A 16446-nucleotide genomic window follows, 5' to 3' on the forward strand; every position below is an offset into this window, starting at 1 on the left:
GCTCAGTACTCGTCCTTGGACGTCAGTTCCAGTTCAATTGCATCAGCGCTCTTGCAGGCCGCATCGATGGCGTCGCTGAGCACTTCGGCCGAGGCGTCGGCATCGATCTTGACGACGAACATGGCCATGTCCCCCTGCTTGACCCAGGCGCCGAGCTTGGATTCGTTGGAGTCTTCCAGCAGGCGGTTGCCGATCAGCGCCGGGAACTGTGGTCCCGGCGACTTGTAGCCCGGCGACCAGATTTCACGGATGTGGTGGCTGCCATAGGTTTCCACCGAGGAGCGCACGAACACCAGCTGACTGCGGTCGTTTTCCATGTCGAATACCAGTTTGTAATCGCCGTCTTCGTCGATTTCATACTTGTATTCCAGCCCGTCGAGCAGGCGGCCCACGGCGCGGTCCGGCCCGGCGGCGAACGCCGCGCCGCAAGTGCCGGTCAAGACGCCAGCCAGTGCGGCGGCCAATACGATCTGCTTCATGCTTCCCCTGCAGGAATGTGGATGACCTGCAAATTGTGCGGGGGCAGGGGGGGCGCCGTCCAATCGGGAAGGGTGAAAAGCTATAATCTGGCGATGTCCCAGAAGACCCAACACGAGAGCGAGCACGGCGTACTGGTTGCGCCGGGAAAGCCGCAGATCGCCCCGCCGCCGCAGTATCAGGTGATGCTGCTCAATGACGACTACACCCCGATGGACTTCGTGGTGGTGGTGTTGCAGAACTTTTTCTCGATGAGCCTGGACCAGGCCACCCAGGTGATGCTGCATGTCCATACCCGTGGCCGCGGCATCTGCGGGGTGTACACCCGCGAAGTAGCCGAAACCAAGGTCGCCCAGGTCAACGAGTTCTCCCGTATGAACCAGCATCCACTGCTGTGCACGATGGAGCAGGCCTGAGGCTGCTTCGCGGGCTAGAGCGGTGGAAAGGCTGATGGAGGCGTCCTGGCCATCTTCGATGAGCCAGCAGGCAGACAGGGCCGCGTAGACCGCAATCCACTGCGGCAATCGTTGTTGCGCGATGCCGGAGTCGTGGCTGACCTGGATCAGCCGTGCGTTGGAATTCCGCTCATTGGAATTCCGCTCATAGGTGGCAAATCGCAGCCCTGCGACACACAGATCCGGGTTCAGGAACAGCGGGGCGTAGTCGAAGCCGGGCTCCCCGAGCAGGCCCTTGGGGTCAATCGCCAGCCAGCCGCGGGCCCCGCCATCCAGGGCATTTCATGATGAAGGTCGCCCTGAAGTGCGATCGGGTTCCCCGGTTGCGCAAGAAGCTGGACGGCACGGGCAAGCACTGCCACAGCAGCCCATGCTGCGATACGCGAGGATGCCGCAGGGCGCTGAATCAGTGTCACAGTGGAGTCAGTGCCGGCGGTGTGCCGCTACGGCGATGCAGCTGTGCGGCGACATCGCACAGGATCACCGTGGCGTCCCGATCTGCGCCCTCCACCGGAAGATCGCGCAGCGACTTCCCGGGAACGATGTGTTCCAGCAGCATCGTCGCGCCGTCACTGGCCAGCAGGCGTATCGCGGCATAGAGCCCGAGGGTGGCCGCGGCCGGCGGTACTGCTGCAGGAGAGCGGCTGTTTCCGCATGGCGGGCGTGCCTGTTTGCGTCAGTAACGGCAGCATGCGCGCGCCGCGCGTGACAATTTGCGCTCCAACGGAGCGCAGCTGCCAGCGTTGCAGATGGTGGCTGCCCATCAGTCATTCCAGCAGAGGGGTTTCATGCTAACGCCGCTTAAACACGGCCATCCGGTAGGGTGATGAAAATTCCGCTGTCAGGCCGCATATTGTCTCCAACCGGATTCGGAGTTCCCAATGTTCAGTAAAGACCTCGAGCAGACGATTGGTCAGTGCTACAAGCGCGCTCGCGAGGCTCGTCACGAATTCATGACGGTCGAGCACCTGCTGCTCGCCTTGTTGGAAAATCCGTCGGCTCAAGCCGTGCTGAAGGCATGCGGAGCGGATCTGGACCGCCTGCACCAGGAGTTGGAGCAGGCGGTGGAAACCTCCGTGTCGCGGCTGGCCGATGACGATGGGCGTGACACCCAGCCGACCTTGGGTTTCCAGCGGGTGTTGCAGCGTGCGGTCTACCACGTGCAGTCCTCCGGCAAGAAGGAGGTCACCGGCGCCAATGTGCTGGTGGCGATCTTCGGTGAGAAGGATTCGCACGCGGTCTACTATCTCAACCAGCAGGACGTCACCCGGCTGGATATCGTCAACTACCTGTCCCATGGCGTTGCAAAAATGGGTGAGGAGGACGATTCCTCCTCTTCGATCGAGGGCGAGGGACGGAGCGAGGGGGGCGACGCCGAATCCAAGGGCGACGCGCTGACCGACTATGCCAGCAACCTCAATGAGCTGGCCCGTGCCGGGCGGATCGATCCGCTGGTCGGGCGGCGCGACGAGATCGAGCGGACCATCCAGGTGCTGTGCCGTCGCCGCAAGAACAATCCGCTGTACGTCGGAGAGGCCGGCGTGGGCAAGACCGCCATCGCCGAGGGATTGGCCAAGCGCATCGTCGATGGCGAGGTGCCGGAGGTGCTGGCCAATGCGGTGATCTACTCGCTTGACCTTGGCGCGCTGGTGGCCGGCACCAAGTATCGCGGTGACTTCGAGAAACGGCTCAAGGGCGTGATCAGCGCGTTGAAGAAGATTCCCGACGCGGTGCTGTTCATCGATGAGATCCACACGATCATCGGCGCCGGCTCGGCCTCGGGCGGCACCATGGACGCCTCCAATCTGATCAAGCCCGTACTGGCCTCGGGCGAGCTGCGGTGCATCGGCTCGACCACGTTCCAGGAATACCGCGGCATCTTCGAGAAGGACCGTGCGCTGGCGCGGCGTTTCCAGAAGATCGACATCGTCGAGCCGACCGTGGGCGAGGCGTATGAAATCCTCAAGGGGCTGCGTCCCAAATACGAGGCGCACCACAGCGTGACCTATGCCGATGATGCGCTGCAGGCCGCGGTGGATCTTTCGGTCAAGCACATCGGCGACCGTCTGTTGCCCGACAAAGCCATCGACGTCATCGACGAGGCGGGTGCGCGGCAGCGGTTGCTGCCGGAAGATCAGCGTAAACAGCGTATCGATACCGAGGAGATCGAAGCGATCATCGCCAAGATGGCACGCATTCCGGCCAAGCAGGTCAACGCCACCGACAAGGATGTGCTCAAGCACCTTGAGCGCAATCTGAAGATGGTGATCTTCGGCCAGGATCCGGCCATCGACAGCCTCGCCTCGGCGATCAAACTGTCGCGCTCCGGGCTGGGCAATCCGGACAAACCGATCGGCAACTTCCTGTTTGCCGGCCCGACCGGCGTGGGCAAGACCGAGGTCACCCGTCAGCTGGCGTTGCAGCTGGGGATCGAGCTGGTGCGCTTTGACATGTCCGAGTACATGGAGCCGCACTCGGTCAGCCGCCTGATCGGCGCGCCTCCGGGTTACGTTGGCTTCGACCAGGGCGGGCTGCTCACGGAGAAGATCGTGAAGACCCCGCATTGCGTGCTGCTGCTGGATGAGGTGGAAAAAGCCCACCCGGACATCTTCAACATCCTGCTGCAGGTCATGGATCGCGGCATTCTTACCGACACCAACGGTCGTGAAGCCAACTTCAAGAATGTGATCCTTGTGATGACCACCAACGCCGGTGCGGCACAGGCCTCCCGCCGCTCGATCGGTTTCACCAAGCAGGATCACGCGACCGATGCGATGGAGGTGATCCGCAAGAGCTTCACCCCGGAGTTCCGCAATCGCCTGGACGCGGTGGTGCAGTTCCAGCCGCTGGGCTTCGAGCACATCCTGCGGGTGGTGGACAAGTTCCTGATCGAGCTGGAGATGCTGTTGCAGGACAAGCATGTGTCGCTGTCGGCGACCCCGGCGGCCCGCGACTGGCTGGCGCAACACGGATTCGATCCGGAAATGGGGGCGCGTCCGATGAACCGGGTGATCCAGGACAGGATCAAGCGTCCGTTGGCGGACGAGCTGCTGTTCGGCAAGCTGGTTGGCGGTGGCAAGGTCAGCATCGACGTTCGCGACGGCGAGCTGGTGGTGCAAACCGAGGCCGAACCCGAACATCTGCTGCCGGCCACGGTGTAACGTCCGGCGCCTCTTTTCGGGTTTGAACAGCGGCGGCTACGGCCGCCGCTGTTGTATCCGGAGCGCTGTGGGCAAGCGGCGAAAAGCAACGCAAAAAGCCAGCGCAAGGCTGGCTTTTCAGGCATACGCCCGGCCTACCGCCTTACTTCATGCGGTAGGTGATACGGCCCTTGGTCAGGTCGTATGGCGTCATCTCGACCTTGACGCGATCGCCGGTCAGGATGCGGATGTAGTTCTTGCGCATGCGGCCGGAGATGTGGGCAATGATCTCATGCCCATTTTCCAGGCGAACGCGGAAAGTGGTGTTGGGCAACGTCTCGCTGACGGTGCCTTCGAACTCAATGGAGTCGTCTTTCGACATGTAGTCCTGTGCGGTTCTGCGGACGGCCTTTGCGGGCCTAAGGGCGGGCATTTTACGCCGTCGCGCCGAATCATGCAAAGTTTGCGTTAAGGGGCGGCAGGGCGGGCCAGCGTCGAGGCCGGAATGTCGCCGAAATATGGCGCCCACGAGCCGATCTTGCCCGGTTCATGCGCCAGACGGCGCACGTGCTGGAGGAACTCTGCCCGCCCCAGATGCGTCGCCCTCATCCTTACCAGGTGGGGGTTTTCCACCTGGGCGTCGATCAGCGGCCAGCCCCAGCGGGCCAGCGTCGCCGCCAGCGCTGCCAATGCCACCTTCGATCCGCCGCTGCGTGCGCTGAACATGCTTTCACCGAAGAACATGCGGCCGATGGCCACCCCATAGATGCCGCCGACCAACTCCTCGGCCTCGTACACCTCGACCGAATGCGCATGGCCGAGTTGATGCAGCGCGACATAGGCGTGATGCATGTCCGGGGTGATCCACGTGCCATCCTGGCCGGGGCGAGGCGCCTGCGCGCAGGCAAGCATCACCTCCGGGAAGGCTGTATCCGCCCGGATCTGCCATGGCGACGCGCGCAGGCTGCGACGGAAACGCGAGGACAGGTGGAGCTGCTTGGTATGGAACACCATGCGGGGGTCGGGTGACCACCACAACAGCGGCTGGCCATGGGAAAACCAGGGGAAGATTCCGCCGGCATAGGCGTTGAGCAGGCGCACGGGGGACAGGTCGCCGCCGACAGCAAGCAGGCCGTCGGGTTCGCGCAGCGCCAGTTCGGCGGGCGGGAACGGTGAGTCGCTCGCCTCGCCCAGCAGGTAGGGGGGGTAGCGGCTCATCCGGCATCTTCCGTGGATCTGAAGGGGCCGTGGTGCCGCAGTGCCTCTGCATAGCGGGTCACGTCCTCATGCTCCCGCAGGCACCAGTCGCGCAGCGCCTCGCGGAACCTGGGGTGGGCGATCCAGTGTCGGCTGTGCACTTCGGTCGGCAGGAAGCCACGCGCCAGTTTGTGCTCGCCCTGGGCGCCCGGTTCGAAGTGCTGCAAGCCTTCGCGCAGGCAGTACTCGATGCCCTGGTAGTAGCAGGTCTCGAAGTGCAGACCGGGCAGCGGGGCGCCACCCCAGTAGCGTCCGTAAAGGGTCTGCCCGCCGCGCAGGCACAGGGCGCCGGCAACCGGCGCCCCGTCGCGGATGGCCAGGAACAGCACCAGCTGGCGCGGCAGGTGCTCGGCCAGGTGGTGCAGGAACGGCAACGTCAGCGCCGGCGCGTTGCCGTATTCGGCAAAGGTCTGCAGGTAGAAGCGGTGCATCGCCTGCAGCTCGGCGGCGCTGGCTTCATCGCCGTGGCGGACCACGAAGGTGATTCCCGCCCGTGCCACCTTGTTGCGTTCCTGGCGGATGTTCTTGCGGTGCTTGTGATCCATCGCCGCCAGGAAGTCGTCAAATCCGTGCCAGCCGGGCTGGCGCCGCCACTGGAACTGCACATCGCGCCGTGCCAGCCAGTCTTGGCCAAACAGTGACATCTCTGCAGGCAGGTGGAAGTTGATATGTGCCGAGGAGAGCTGCGCTGCCGTGACGTGCTTGATCACGCGCTGAAGCAGGGCGCGGCGGTCATCGTCATTGCGTGCGAGCAGGCGCGGTCCGGTGACGGGCGAGTAGGGCACGCCGCCCAGCCACTTGGGGAAGTAGTCCAGCCCGCTGCGTGCGTAGGCGTTGGCCCAGGCATGGTCGAATACGAACTCGCCATGCGAGTTGTACTTCAGGTAGCCGGGAACGGCGCCGACCAGGTCTCCGTCGCGCCAAAGCGTCAGGTGCTGCGGTTGCCAGCCCCATTCCGGGCGCAGGCAGCCGTGTTGCTCCAGTCCTGCGAGAAAGGCGTGGCTGACGAAAGGATTACTGCCGTCATGCAGGCTGTTCCATTGCTCGGCCGGGATGTCGGCCAGCGAGAGCAGGGCGTGCAGCTCGAGGGGGGTGTTCATGGCCGCAGCTGCAACACATCAATCGTTGGCGGATTGAACAGGCGCAGCGGCAGGCCGATCTCGCCGACGCCACGCGTGGTGAATACGCGCACCGTGCCATGGCCGGTCTGCATCACCTGCTCGCCACGATCAAAGCCGTGGGCGCTGGGGATGACGTTGCGATACAGCCATGGAATGCGGATCTGGCCGCCATGGGTATGCCCGGCCAGCACCAGCGTCGCATCCCCGGGGCGCAACTGCATGGCGCTGTCCGGGTTGTGGGCGATCAGGATCGTGCGGCCGCGGTGCGGGCCAGGCTGACGAAGGAAGCCGGGATCATCCTTGCCGGCCCACTGGTCGCCAAGCCCGGCCCAGTGCACGCCGCGCGTATCGGTGATGACGCGGCCTTCGATGATGCGCATGCCGTGTGCCAGCAGTGCTTCACGCAAGGGTTTGTCGAGATCCCGGCCCGGCGGCTGCTGGTCGTGGTTGCCCAGCACCACATACGTGGGCACCCGCATTTGCGCCAACGGGGCAAACAGTCCGTGCAACTGTCCAGGGCGCGATTCGTAAGTCAGGTCGCCGGCGATGACCACCGCGTCGACATCCAGCGTATTCACGCGCTGGACCACCCGCTGCAGGAAAGCCCGGTCCTTGTAGACCCCTAGGTGGGTGTCGCTGAGCAGGGCAATCCGCGTATCCGCACCGGTGCCGCGCAGCTCGGTGTGGTCGACCAGGATCAGCTGCGGCTCGATGAACCGCGCCCAGGTGAATGCACCGCAGCCCAGCAGCAGGACCACCAGCACGGCGCGCTGGCCGCCGCCGCGCCAACGCCACAGCAGCCAGACGATGGCCGGGAACACCAGCCAGCTGCCGTGGAACAGCAGCTGTTTGAGCATCACCTTGTCCATGCCGGGCTGCCGGGAACGGGCCTCAGGCGTCCTGCGCGTCCAGGAAGCGCTCTGCATCCAGCGCGGCCATGCAGCCGAAGCCGGCCGAGGTGATCGCCTGGCGGTAGTGCTGGTCGGCCACGTCGCCCGCGGCAAAGACGCCTTCCACCGAGGTCATGGTGGCGTTGCCGCCCAGGCCCGAGCGGATTTCCAGATAGCCGTTGTTCATCGCCAGCTGGCCGTCGAACAGGCTGGTGTTGGGGTGATGGCCGATGGCGACGAAGAAGCCGTGGGCATCAATGTCGCGGGTGCTGCCGTCGAGCGTGGACTTCACGCGGACGCCGGTCACGCCCATCTCGTTGCCCAGCACCTCGTCCACCTGGTGGTGCCAGACGGTCTCGATCTTGCCGGCGGCGACCTTGGCGAACAGCTTGTCCTGCATGATCTTTTCCGCCTTCAGCGTGTCGCGGCGGTGGACCAGGTAGACCTTGCGGGCGATGTTGGACAGGTACAGCGCCTCTTCCACGGCAGTGTTGCCGCCGCCGACCACGACCACGTCCTGGTCCTTGTAGAAGAACCCGTCACAGGTGGCGCAGGCCGACACGCCGCGCCCCTTGAAGGTCTCTTCCGACGGAATGCCCAGGTACTTGGCGGTGGCGCCGGTAGCGATGATCAGCGCGTCGCAGGTGTACTGGGCGCTGTCGCCGGTCAGGGTGAATGGGCGCCGGGACAGGTCGGCGGTATGGATATGGTCGAACACCACTTCGGTGTCGAAACGCTCTGCATGGGCCTGCATGCGCGCCATCAGGTCCGGACCCATCAGCCCGTGCGCGTCACCTGGCCAGTTGTCCACTTCGGTGGTGGTCATCAGCTGGCCGCCCTGCTGCAGGCCGGTGACGACCAGCGGCTTGAGATTGGCGCGGGCGGCATAGACGGCGGCGGTCCAGCCGGCGGGGCCGGAGCCCAGAATCAACAGGCGGGTGTGCTTGGTCGGGAGGCTGGAAGTGCTCATGTATACTCGCGAAAGTCAGGATTGGCGGCATGATCGGGGAGTTCCGCGACCATCCGGGCAAGCCATAGAGTGGCGGTCCGACCGGGGTGAATCAAGGCGCGTGAATGGAACTGGGCGGCCCGTCAGAAGGCGTTTCCGGATTCGGCAGCTTACCGCCGTGTGTATCCGGCGGCTCTATGGCATTGGCGGCTCCGGGGCAAGACGGTGGGTGACGAAAGCGGATGAAACCCGGCGGTCAGTCGTTTAATATCAATCACTAACCGTGCATTTTTAAGGTCTGGTCAAAGGTGGCGAAACAGGTCCCGGAACGTGACAAGAGCTCCAGCGCGGGCGCCAGTGCGCGCAAGTCGGCGGCTGCGGTGCCAGACAATCCGCGCCGGCAGAAGTTGTGGCGTGATCTGGCGCTGATCGCCATCGCGCCGGCCCTGCTGTATCTGCTGGCCAGTCTGTTCACCTACTCCCCCAGTGATCCGGGCTGGTCGCAATCCGGTTCGGTCGTGGCGCCGGTGCACAACATGGGCGGCAAGGTCGGCGCGTGGATCGCCGATGTCATGCGCCAGCTGTTCGGCTACGTGGCCTATCTGCTGCCACTGATGCTGGCTGCGGTGGCGTGGATCGCGATGTTCGGGCTCAAGCGCGAGGAACGCGTCCAGGACGACCTGGGGCCGGCGCTGCGGCTGGTCGGTATCGTCGGCTTCCTGATCGGTGCCACCGGCTTCCTGTACCTGCGTCTGCCGCCGGGGGATGTCGCCCGCGCCGGCGGTGGTCTCGGCGTGCTGGTCGGCAAGTCGCTGGAAAGCGGCTTTGGCCCGGTTGGCAGCAATCTGTTCCTGCTGGTGCTGCTGCTGACCTCGATCACGCTGGCCACCGGGCTGTCGTGGTTCGCGGTGATGGAAAAGATCGGCAAGGGCGTGCTGGCGTTGGGGCCTTTGCTGGACAAGAAGAAGGAGCAGGCCAGCGAGTGGCAGCAGACCCGGGCCCTGCGCGAGGAGCGCGAAGAGGTCCGCAAAGTCGATGCCGAGGTGCGCGCCAAGCGCGAGCCGGTGAAGATCGAGCCGCGTCCGGCGCCGGTGATCGAGAAGAGCGATCGCGCCAAGCGTGAGACCCAGATTCCGATGTTCCAGGGCGTCAATGGCGATGGGTCGGACCTGCCGCCGCTGGCGCTGCTGGATGATCCCAAGCCGCAGGCCAAGGGCTATTCCGAGGAGACCCTGGAAACCCTGTCGCGGCAGATCGAGTTCAAGCTCAAGGATTTCCGCATCGATGCGGTGGTGGTAGGCGCCTATCCGGGGCCGGTGATCACCCGTTTCGAGATCGAACCCGCCCCGGGCGTGAAGGTCAGCCAGATCAGCTCGCTGGACAAGGACATCGCCCGCGGCCTGTCGGTCAAATCGGTGCGCGTGGTCGACGTGATCCCGGGCAAGTCGGTGATCGGCTTGGAAATTCCCAACGTCAGCCGCGAGATGATCTTCCTGTCCGAGCTGCTGCGCTCCAAGGAATACGACAAATCCGCCAGCGTGCTGACCCTGGCGCTGGGCAAGGACATCGCCGGCCGCCCGACGGTGGCCGACCTGGCGCGCATGCCGCACCTGCTGGTGGCCGGCACCACCGGTTCGGGCAAGTCGGTGGCGGTCAACGCGATGGTGTTGAGCCTGCTGTACAAGGCCAGCCCGAAAGACCTGCGCATGCTGATGATCGACCCGAAGATGCTGGAGCTGAGCGTCTATCAGGGCATCCCGCACCTGCTGGCGCCGGTGGTCACCGACATGAAGGAGGCCGGCAACGGCCTGCGCTGGTGTGTGGCCGAGATGGAGCGCCGCTACAAGCTGATGAGCGCGGTCGGCGTGCGCAACCTGGCCGGCTTCAACAAGAAGGTGAAGGACGCCATCGAGGCCGGCCAGCCGCTGATGGACCCGCTGTTCAAACCGAACCCGGAAATGGGCGAGGCGCCGCGTCCGCTGGAGCCGCTGCCGTTCATTGTCATCTTCATCGACGAATTCGCCGACATGATGATGATCGTCGGCAAGAAGGTCGAAGAGCTGATCGCGCGGCTGGCGCAGAAGGCGCGTGCGGCCGGCATCCATCTGATCCTGGCCACGCAGCGGCCATCGGTGGACGTGATCACCGGCCTGATCAAGGCCAATATCCCGACCCGTATCGCTTTCCAGGTCAGCTCCAAGATCGATTCGCGCACCATCCTGGACCAGTCCGGCGCCGAGGCGCTGCTGGGCAACGGCGACATGCTGTATCTGCCGCCCGGCACCGCGCTGCCGGATCGCGTGCACGGTGCCTTCGTCTCCGACGAGGAGGTGCATCGCGTGGTCGAGCATCTGAAGGCCAGCGGCCCGACCGACTACATTTCCGGCGTGCTGGATGAGGTGCAGATGATGGGCGACGGTACCGTGGTCGGCGCCACTGGTCTGCCGGAGAGCAGTGGCGGCGGTGACGAGTCCGACCCCTTGTACGACGAGGCGCTGCGCATCGTGACCGAAACCCGCCGTGCATCGATCTCCGGTGTACAGCGCCGGTTGAAGATCGGCTACAACCGCGCCGCGCGCCTGATCGAGGCCATGGAAGCGGCCGGGGTGGTGAGCTCGCCCGAGCACAACGGTGATCGCACCGTGTTGGCACCGCCGCCGCCGAAGTGATGAGAAGGGCGGTGTTCAGTTCCCGATTGCCGCCCATTCAGTTCCCAAGAGGCAGACTCTGCCTCACCCACACCTTCCCGACTGCCGCTGCCATGACTGCATTCCTGCGCCACTCCGTTCTCGCCGTTGCCGTGGCCTGCGCTGGCCTCGCGGCAGATGCCCATGCCGGTGCCCGTGACGACCTGAAGTCCTTCACCAGCGGTCTGCGTGGCCTGGATGGGCAGTTCTCGCAGCAGGTGTTCGACTCGCGCGGCAAACTGAAGGAATCCTCCAGTGGCCGCGTGGCGCTGTCGGCGCCGCGGCTGTTCCGCTGGGAATACACCCGCCCGCATCCGCAGCTGATCGTCGCTGACGGCGCAAAAGTGTGGGTGTATGAGCCTGACCTGGAACAGGCCACGGTGCGCGAGCAGGGCTCCGAGGAGCAGAGCAGTCCGCTCACCGCCCTGATCAACCCGGCATTGCTGGAGCGCCAGTACGATGTCGGCGAGGAGGCCGCGGCGCGTGATGGAATGCAGTGGCTGTCGCTGACCCCCAAGCGCGAGACCGATGCCAGCTTCCAGTACGCGGCGCTGGGTTTTGCCCAGGGTGGACTTTCGCGAATGGAGGTGGTCGATGCCGTGGGCCAGCGCACCGTCATTGATTTCAGTGGCTGGAAGAAGAACCCGGGCTTTGCCGCCGGCACCTTCCGCTTTGTGCCCGCCAAGGGCGTGGACGTCGTTGGCGAGCGTTGATCCGCCGGCAGGGACGAGTGAGCCACGCTGCTAGAATGCGGGCGTGGCCAGATCCCGAAATATCTTCATTGATGATACGCCCGCCGACCTGCTGAGTGCCGATCGCGACAGCATGCGTCCGCTCGCCGAACGCATGCGTCCGCGCACCCTGGACGAGATGGTTGGGCAGAAGCGGCTGCTGGCTCCCAGCACGGCGTTGCGCCGCGCGGTTGAATCCGGGCATGTGCACTCGATGATCCTGTGGGGCCCACCGGGCTGCGGCAAGACCACGCTGGCCCTGCTGCTGGCCCAATACGCCGATGCCGAGTTCAAAGCGATTTCAGCCGTGCTCTCAGGCTTGCCGGAGGTGCGCCAGGTGCTGGCCGAGGCGGCGCAGCGCTTTGCCGAAGGCCGTCGCACGGTGCTGTTCGTCGATGAGGTGCACCGCTTCAACAAGGCCCAGCAGGACGCCTTCCTGCCGCATATCGAGCGCGGCACGATCATCTTTGTTGGCGCCACCACCGAGAATCCGTCCTTCGAGCTGAATTCGGCGCTGCTGTCGCGCTGCCGGGTCCATGTGCTCGAATCGGTTTCGCCGGAGGATGTGGTTGAAGCATTGCAGCGGGCCTTGCACGATTCCGCGCGCGGATTGGGAGAGCAGGGCATCCGCGTCTCTCCGGACTCCCTGCTGGAGATCGCCCGCGCCGCCGATGGCGACGTGCGCCGCGCCCTTACCCTGCTGGAGATCGCCGCCGAGCTGGCGACGGGCGAGGGCGGGGAAATCACGCCCGAGACCCTGTTGCAGGTCCTGGCCGATCGCACCCGCCGTTTCGACAAGGGCGGCGAGCAGTTCTACGACCAGATATCGGCGTTGCACAAATCGGTGCGCAGCTCCAACCCGGATGGCGCGATCTACTGGCTGGCACGGATGATCGACGGCGGCTGCGATCCATCCTATCTGCTGCGGCGGCTGACCATCATGGCGGTGGAAGACGTCGGGCTGGCCGATCCACGGGCACTGGAGATGGCGATCAATGTCTGGAATGCCTATGACAGGATCGGCGCGCCGGAGGGCAATATCGCGCTGTCCAATCTGGTGGTCTATCTGGCCAGCACCGCCAAATCCAACGCGGCCTACATGGCGCTGAAGGCCGCCCGGGCCGACGTCGCCGAGCTGGGCACCCAGCCGGTGCCGCTGCACCTGCGCAATGCCCCGACCCGGTTGATGAAGACGCTGGGATACGGCCAGGGTTACCAGTACGACCACGATGTGGAGGGCGGCATCGCGCTGGACCAGACCGCGTTCCCAGATGGAATGGGCGAGCGCGTGTATTACCAGCCGGTCGAGCGCGGCCTTGAAATCAAGCTCAAGGAGAAGCTGGACCGGTTGCGTGCGGCGCGCGAAAAGGCGCAGGCGGCGCGCAAATGACAGCGCGCAGTTCCCTTCTGGGCGGAGACTGAGTGATGTGGCTTTCGTTCCTGGCCATCGGAGTGGGCGCGGCCATCGGCGCCTGGCTGCGGTTTGCTCTGAGCATCTGGCTGAACCCGGTGCATGGCACGGTTCCGCTGGGAACGCTGGCAGCCAATCTGCTGGGCGGCTATGCAGTCGGACTGGCCCTGGCATTTTTCACCAGCCACCCCGAGCTTCCACCGCAATGGCGGCTTTTTGTGGTGACTGGCCTGCTGGGCGGCCTGACCACGTTCTCCAGCTTCTCTGCCGAGGTCGTGGATCTGCTGCAGCGCCAGCAGCTGGGCTGGGGACTGCTGGCGATCGCGCTGCACCTGGGGGGCTCGCTGTCGATGACCGCGTTGGGCTGGTGGTCCTGGCGGCTGGCGCGTTCCTTGGCATGAGACGGGTTTCCTAACGGGGGGCCTTGCCGCATCATTCGCGCTCCACGACACAGGCGTCAAAGAAACATGCAGCACAGGCAGAAGCAGGGATGAGCGATCCAGTGGCGGACAACGCCGGTACCCGTTTCGATGAATGCGGCAATTTGACGACTTCGACCGCGATCATCGGCGCAGACGTCGGCGGAACCTATGCGCGGCTGGGCTGGGCGACGCTGCGGCCGGGCGACCCCATCCAGGTGAACGGGTTCCGCAAATACACTTGCGCCGAGCATCCCAGCCTGGCCGCGATCCTGCGCGATTATGTCCACTGGCTGCACACGGAGAATCTGGCGCCGACGATCCAGTCTGCGGTGGTCGCCATTGCTGGCGTGCTCGATGGTGATGACCTGCTCAACACGAACCTGGCCTGGCCGGTGTCGCTGTCACGTACCCGTCGTGACGCGGGGCTGGAGCAGCTGGCGCTGATCAATGACTTTGTCGCCGTGGCCCAGGCGCTGCCGTATGCCGATGCCGCCGCCATGCAGCGGATCTATGGGGAGGATGCGCAGGCAATGCGCCTGCCGGCCCTGGTGCTGGGGCCGGGAACGGGACTGGGAGTGGCCCTGCGGCTGGCTGATGGCGTGCTTTCCAGCGAGGCGGGGCACGCGGCTCTTTCCGCCGGCACCCCCTTAGAGCAGGACGTGTTGCGACTGCTCTCGCAACAGCATGCGCACGTCGACAACGAACGGATATTGTCCGGGCCGGGGCTGGTGGCGTTGTACACCTGCCTGTGCGAGCTGCGCGCGGCACCGGCCCAATGGCAGACACCGGCGCAGATCATCCAGGCGGCACGGGCCGACACCGATCCCCTCGCGCTAGAAAGCACGCAGATGTTCGCCGCGTGGCTGGGCAGCCTGGCCGGTGATCTGGCGCTGACATTCGGCGCACAATCGGTCTATCTGACGGGGGGCATTACCGGGCACCTGGCTGCCGAACTGCATGGTGATGGCTTCCAGCAACGGTTCCTGTCCAAGGGCGGGCTCTCGCCGGCACTGCGGCAGGTCCCGGTGTGGCGTATCGAACACGGCGAACTGGGGGTGCTGGGTGCATTGGCATGGCATGCCGAAAACGCCCTCTCCGCAGCTGCTCGCCGGTCAGCCACGGAGCACGGTGAATGAGGACACGTCGGCAATTCTTGCAGACCTCCGCGCTGCTGGGCGCCCTTGGTGGTGCCGCGCCGAGGTTGCTGGCCTCACCGGTGGACGCGCGTGGCGCGCGCGTGGTGTCCACCTGGGACTTCGGCGTGGGTGCCAATCAGGCCGCCTGGAAGGTGCTTGCCGCGGGCGGCAGCGCGCTGGATGCGGTGGAAGCCGGGGCGCGCTGGGCCGAGAGTGACCTGTGCAATCCGACGGTGGGCCGGTGCGGCAATCCCGATCGCGACGGCGTCTTGTCGCTGGATGCGAGCATCATGGCCGGCGACGGCCGTTGCGGTTCGGTGGCGGCATTGACCGACATCCTGCATCCGATATCGGTGGCACGGCGGGTGATGGAAAAGACCCCGCACGTGATGCTGGTGGGCGAGGGGGCCCAGCAGTTCGCCGTGCAGCAGGGATTCGAACGGCAGAAGCTGCTGACGCCGGAAGCCGAGAAAGCGTGGCGCGAATGGCTCAAGACCGAGAACTACGCGCCGCAGATCAATGCCGAGCGGCGAGGGCGTCCCGGCGACAAGGACAACCACGACACGATCGGCATGCTGGCCATCGATGAAAGCGGCCAGATGGCCGGGGCCTGCACCACCAGCGGCATGGCGTGGAAAATGCACGGCCGGGTGGGGGACAGTCCGATCATTGGCGCCGGTCTGTATGTCGACAACGACGTCGGCGCGGCGACCGCTTCGGGCGTAGGCGAGGAAATGATCCGCAATGCTGCTTCGTTTCTGGTGGTCGAACTCATGCGCCAGGGGCATTCGCCCGCCGAAGCCTGCCAGGAGGCGATCCAGCGTGTGGTGCGCAAACGCCCGGAAGCCAGCCGCACGCTGCAGGTCTGCTTCCTGGCGATGAATCGCAGTGGGGAGATTGGCGCGTATGCATTGCACCGTGGCTTCGTTTACGCGGTCTGTGACAGCAAGAAGCAGGACGCGCTGCTGGATTCGCCTTCGGTCTACACGAGCACGCAGGTGTGAGCACCCGCTACCTGCTTGAAATCGCCTGCAATTCGGCCACGTCGGCCGTGGCCGCGCAGGAAGGTGGCGCTGACCGGGTCGAGCTGTTCGATAACCTCGAACATGGGGGAACCACGCCATCGATGGGCACCATCGCGGTTGTGCGTGACCGGCTGCGGATTCCGCTGTTTGTGCTGATCCGTCCGCGGCCGGGCGATTTCCTTTACAGCGAGCTTGAGGCGGAGATCATGCTGCGCGATATCGAACATTGCCGGCAACGGGGCTGTGATGGCGTGGTCATTGGCGCACTGACGGCGGATGCCGAAATCGACATGGCGCTCTGTCGCCAGATGGTTGCCGCCGCCGGCCCGTTAGGTATTACGTTCCATCGTGCCTTTGATGCCACCGGTGATTTGTCGAACGCGCTGGATCAGGTCATCGCACTGGGCGCGCACCGGATACTCAGCTCGGGCGGCTGCACCAGCGCCGTCGACGGCAGCCCGGTACTGGCATCGCTGGTGGCCAAGGCCGGATCCCACATCACGTTGATGGCCGGCGCCGGTTTGAACGCCGGCAACATCGGGGATGTGGCCCGACGCTCAGGCTGTCGCGAGCTGCACGCCTCAGCCAAATCCGTTCGACATTCGATGATGCGACACCAGAACCCCGCATTGATCGGCCTGGAAAACGACTGGGTTCAATCCGATGCAGGCACGATTGCCGAGCTGCGGCGCGCACTGGATCGGGCCTCGATCTGATTGACATAATATACATTATGCGAAATGGC

16 protein-coding genes and 1 pseudogene are annotated in these 16446 nt (G+C 65.0%); 9 read left to right on the top strand and 8 right to left on the bottom strand.

All coding sequences use genetic code 11. From position 1 onward, the window contains the following. Positions 1-2 precede the first annotated feature (2 nt). Positions 3-479, bottom strand: coding sequence for a hypothetical protein (locus tag ACVOMH_RS08405; RefSeq protein ID WP_481551645.1), 477 nt, complete (start codon positions 477-479; stop codon positions 3-5). 93 nt (positions 480-572) lie between these two features. On the opposite strand from ACVOMH_RS08405, the gene clpS reads away from it, so the two are divergent. After that, positions 573-893 (top strand): ATP-dependent Clp protease adapter ClpS, encoded by a 321-nt coding sequence (gene clpS / locus ACVOMH_RS08410; RefSeq protein ID WP_054657010.1) that lies wholly within the window; start codon positions 573-575, stop codon positions 891-893. Between the two features lie 60 nt (positions 894-953). On the opposite strand, the pseudogene ACVOMH_RS08415 reads toward clpS, so the two are convergent. Both ACVOMH_RS08415 and ACVOMH_RS08420 read right to left on the bottom strand, forming a co-directional pair. Then, positions 954-1208: pseudogene (locus ACVOMH_RS08415) on the bottom strand (aminoglycoside phosphotransferase family protein); the annotation flags it as partial. A 136-nt stretch (positions 1209-1344) separates the two neighbouring features. Continuing rightward, complete coding sequence (locus ACVOMH_RS08420; protein WP_481551822.1) at positions 1345-1521, bottom strand: aminoglycoside phosphotransferase family protein; 177 nt, start codon at positions 1519-1521, stop codon at positions 1345-1347. A 292-nt stretch (positions 1522-1813) separates the two neighbouring features. Here ACVOMH_RS08420 and clpA point away from each other — a divergent pair, with 292 nt between their 5' ends. Next, a complete protein-coding gene (gene clpA, locus ACVOMH_RS08425; protein ID WP_481551646.1) occupies positions 1814-4093 on the top strand; it encodes an ATP-dependent Clp protease ATP-binding subunit ClpA in 2280 nt (759 codons plus the stop codon). Positions 4094-4235: 142 nt separating this feature from the next. On the opposite strand, the gene infA is transcribed toward clpA, so the two are convergent. The 5 genes from infA to trxB all read right to left on the bottom strand — a co-directional run bounded on the left by infA (position 4236) and on the right by trxB (position 8310). After that, on the bottom strand, positions 4236-4454 hold the full coding sequence (gene infA, locus ACVOMH_RS08430; protein ID WP_005409596.1) for a translation initiation factor IF-1: 219 nt from the start codon (positions 4452-4454) through the stop codon (positions 4236-4238). A gap of 86 nt (positions 4455-4540) precedes the next feature. Continuing rightward, the gene (gene aat / locus ACVOMH_RS08435; RefSeq protein ID WP_481551647.1) at positions 4541-5290 is read right to left on the bottom strand and encodes a leucyl/phenylalanyl-tRNA--protein transferase; all 750 of its coding nucleotides are present in this window, start codon (positions 5288-5290) and stop codon (positions 4541-4543) included. Continuing rightward, complete coding sequence (locus ACVOMH_RS08440) at positions 5287-6429, bottom strand: GNAT family N-acetyltransferase (protein WP_481551648.1); 1143 nt, start codon at positions 6427-6429, stop codon at positions 5287-5289. Before ACVOMH_RS08440 ends, aat begins: the two co-directional genes overlap by 4 nt. After that, entirely contained in the window at positions 6426-7319 is an 894-nt protein-coding gene (locus ACVOMH_RS08445) for a metallophosphoesterase (RefSeq protein ID WP_481551649.1), read from the bottom strand. The genes ACVOMH_RS08440 and ACVOMH_RS08445 overlap by 4 nt, the downstream gene beginning before the upstream one ends. A 22-nt stretch (positions 7320-7341) precedes the next feature. Then, positions 7342-8310 (bottom strand): thioredoxin-disulfide reductase, encoded by a 969-nt coding sequence (gene trxB / locus ACVOMH_RS08450; RefSeq protein ID WP_481551650.1) that lies wholly within the window; start codon positions 8308-8310, stop codon positions 7342-7344. Positions 8311-8597: 287 nt separating this feature from the next. Between trxB and ACVOMH_RS08455 the strand changes: the two genes are divergently transcribed. The 7 genes from ACVOMH_RS08455 (at position 8598) to ACVOMH_RS08485 (ending at position 16417) form a co-directional block, all read left to right on the top strand. Continuing rightward, a complete protein-coding gene (locus tag ACVOMH_RS08455; RefSeq protein ID WP_481551651.1) occupies positions 8598-10958 on the top strand; it encodes a DNA translocase FtsK in 2361 nt (786 codons plus the stop codon). A gap of 92 nt (positions 10959-11050) precedes the next feature. After that, entirely contained in the window at positions 11051-11689 is a 639-nt protein-coding gene (gene lolA, locus ACVOMH_RS08460) for an outer membrane lipoprotein periplasmic chaperone LolA (RefSeq protein WP_481551652.1), read from the top strand. Between the two features lie 112 nt (positions 11690-11801). Next, a complete protein-coding gene (locus tag ACVOMH_RS08465; RefSeq protein ID WP_481551823.1) occupies positions 11802-13097 on the top strand; it encodes a replication-associated recombination protein A in 1296 nt (431 codons plus the stop codon). A gap of 35 nt (positions 13098-13132) precedes the next feature. After that, entirely contained in the window at positions 13133-13519 is a 387-nt protein-coding gene (crcB, locus tag ACVOMH_RS08470) for a fluoride efflux transporter CrcB (protein ID WP_481551653.1), read from the top strand. A gap of 89 nt (positions 13520-13608) precedes the next feature. Further along, on the top strand, positions 13609-14676 hold the full coding sequence (locus ACVOMH_RS08475; RefSeq protein ID WP_481551654.1) for a glucokinase: 1068 nt from the start codon (positions 13609-13611) through the stop codon (positions 14674-14676). Next, positions 14673-15680 (top strand): glycosylasparaginase, encoded by a 1008-nt coding sequence (locus ACVOMH_RS08480; RefSeq protein ID WP_481551655.1) that lies wholly within the window; start codon positions 14673-14675, stop codon positions 15678-15680. Before ACVOMH_RS08475 ends, ACVOMH_RS08480 begins: the two co-directional genes overlap by 4 nt. Then, the gene (locus ACVOMH_RS08485; RefSeq protein WP_481551656.1) at positions 15677-16417 is read left to right on the top strand and encodes a copper homeostasis protein CutC; all 741 of its coding nucleotides are present in this window, start codon (positions 15677-15679) and stop codon (positions 16415-16417) included. The genes ACVOMH_RS08480 and ACVOMH_RS08485 overlap by 4 nt, the downstream gene beginning before the upstream one ends. The last annotated feature ends 29 nt before the right edge of the window (positions 16418-16446 follow it).

It is taken from the genome of Stenotrophomonas sp. STEN013 (genome assembly GCF_056760355.1).

What these genes read in the sequence shown, in the direction of transcription:
- clpA (WP_481551646.1), top strand. Translation starts at nt 1,814, where the DNA reads ATGTTCAGTAAAGACCTCGAGCAGACGATTGGTCAGTGCTACAAGCGC.
- clpS (WP_054657010.1), top strand. Translation starts at nt 573, where the DNA reads ATGTCCCAGAAGACCCAACACGAGAGCGAGCACGGCGTACTGGTTGCG.
- infA (WP_005409596.1), bottom strand. Translation starts at nt 4,454, where the DNA reads ATGTCGAAAGACGACTCCATTGAGTTCGAAGGCACCGTCAGCGAGACG.
- ACVOMH_RS08405 (WP_481551645.1), bottom strand. Translation starts at nt 479, where the DNA reads ATGAAGCAGATCGTATTGGCCGCCGCACTGGCTGGCGTCTTGACCGGC.
- ACVOMH_RS08445 (WP_481551649.1), bottom strand. Translation starts at nt 7,319, where the DNA reads ATGGACAAGGTGATGCTCAAACAGCTGCTGTTCCACGGCAGCTGGCTG.
- ACVOMH_RS08475 (WP_481551654.1), top strand. Translation starts at nt 13,609, where the DNA reads ATGAGCGATCCAGTGGCGGACAACGCCGGTACCCGTTTCGATGAATGC.
- aat (WP_481551647.1), bottom strand. Translation starts at nt 5,290, where the DNA reads ATGAGCCGCTACCCCCCCTACCTGCTGGGCGAGGCGAGCGACTCACCG.
- crcB (WP_481551653.1), top strand. Translation starts at nt 13,133, where the DNA reads ATGTGGCTTTCGTTCCTGGCCATCGGAGTGGGCGCGGCCATCGGCGCC.
- ACVOMH_RS08480 (WP_481551655.1), top strand. Translation starts at nt 14,673, where the DNA reads ATGAGGACACGTCGGCAATTCTTGCAGACCTCCGCGCTGCTGGGCGCC.
- lolA (WP_481551652.1), top strand. Translation starts at nt 11,051, where the DNA reads ATGACTGCATTCCTGCGCCACTCCGTTCTCGCCGTTGCCGTGGCCTGC.
- trxB (WP_481551650.1), bottom strand. Translation starts at nt 8,310, where the DNA reads ATGAGCACTTCCAGCCTCCCGACCAAGCACACCCGCCTGTTGATTCTG.
- ACVOMH_RS08440 (WP_481551648.1), bottom strand. Translation starts at nt 6,429, where the DNA reads ATGAACACCCCCCTCGAGCTGCACGCCCTGCTCTCGCTGGCCGACATC.
- ACVOMH_RS08465 (WP_481551823.1), top strand. Translation starts at nt 11,802, where the DNA reads ATGCGTCCGCTCGCCGAACGCATGCGTCCGCGCACCCTGGACGAGATG.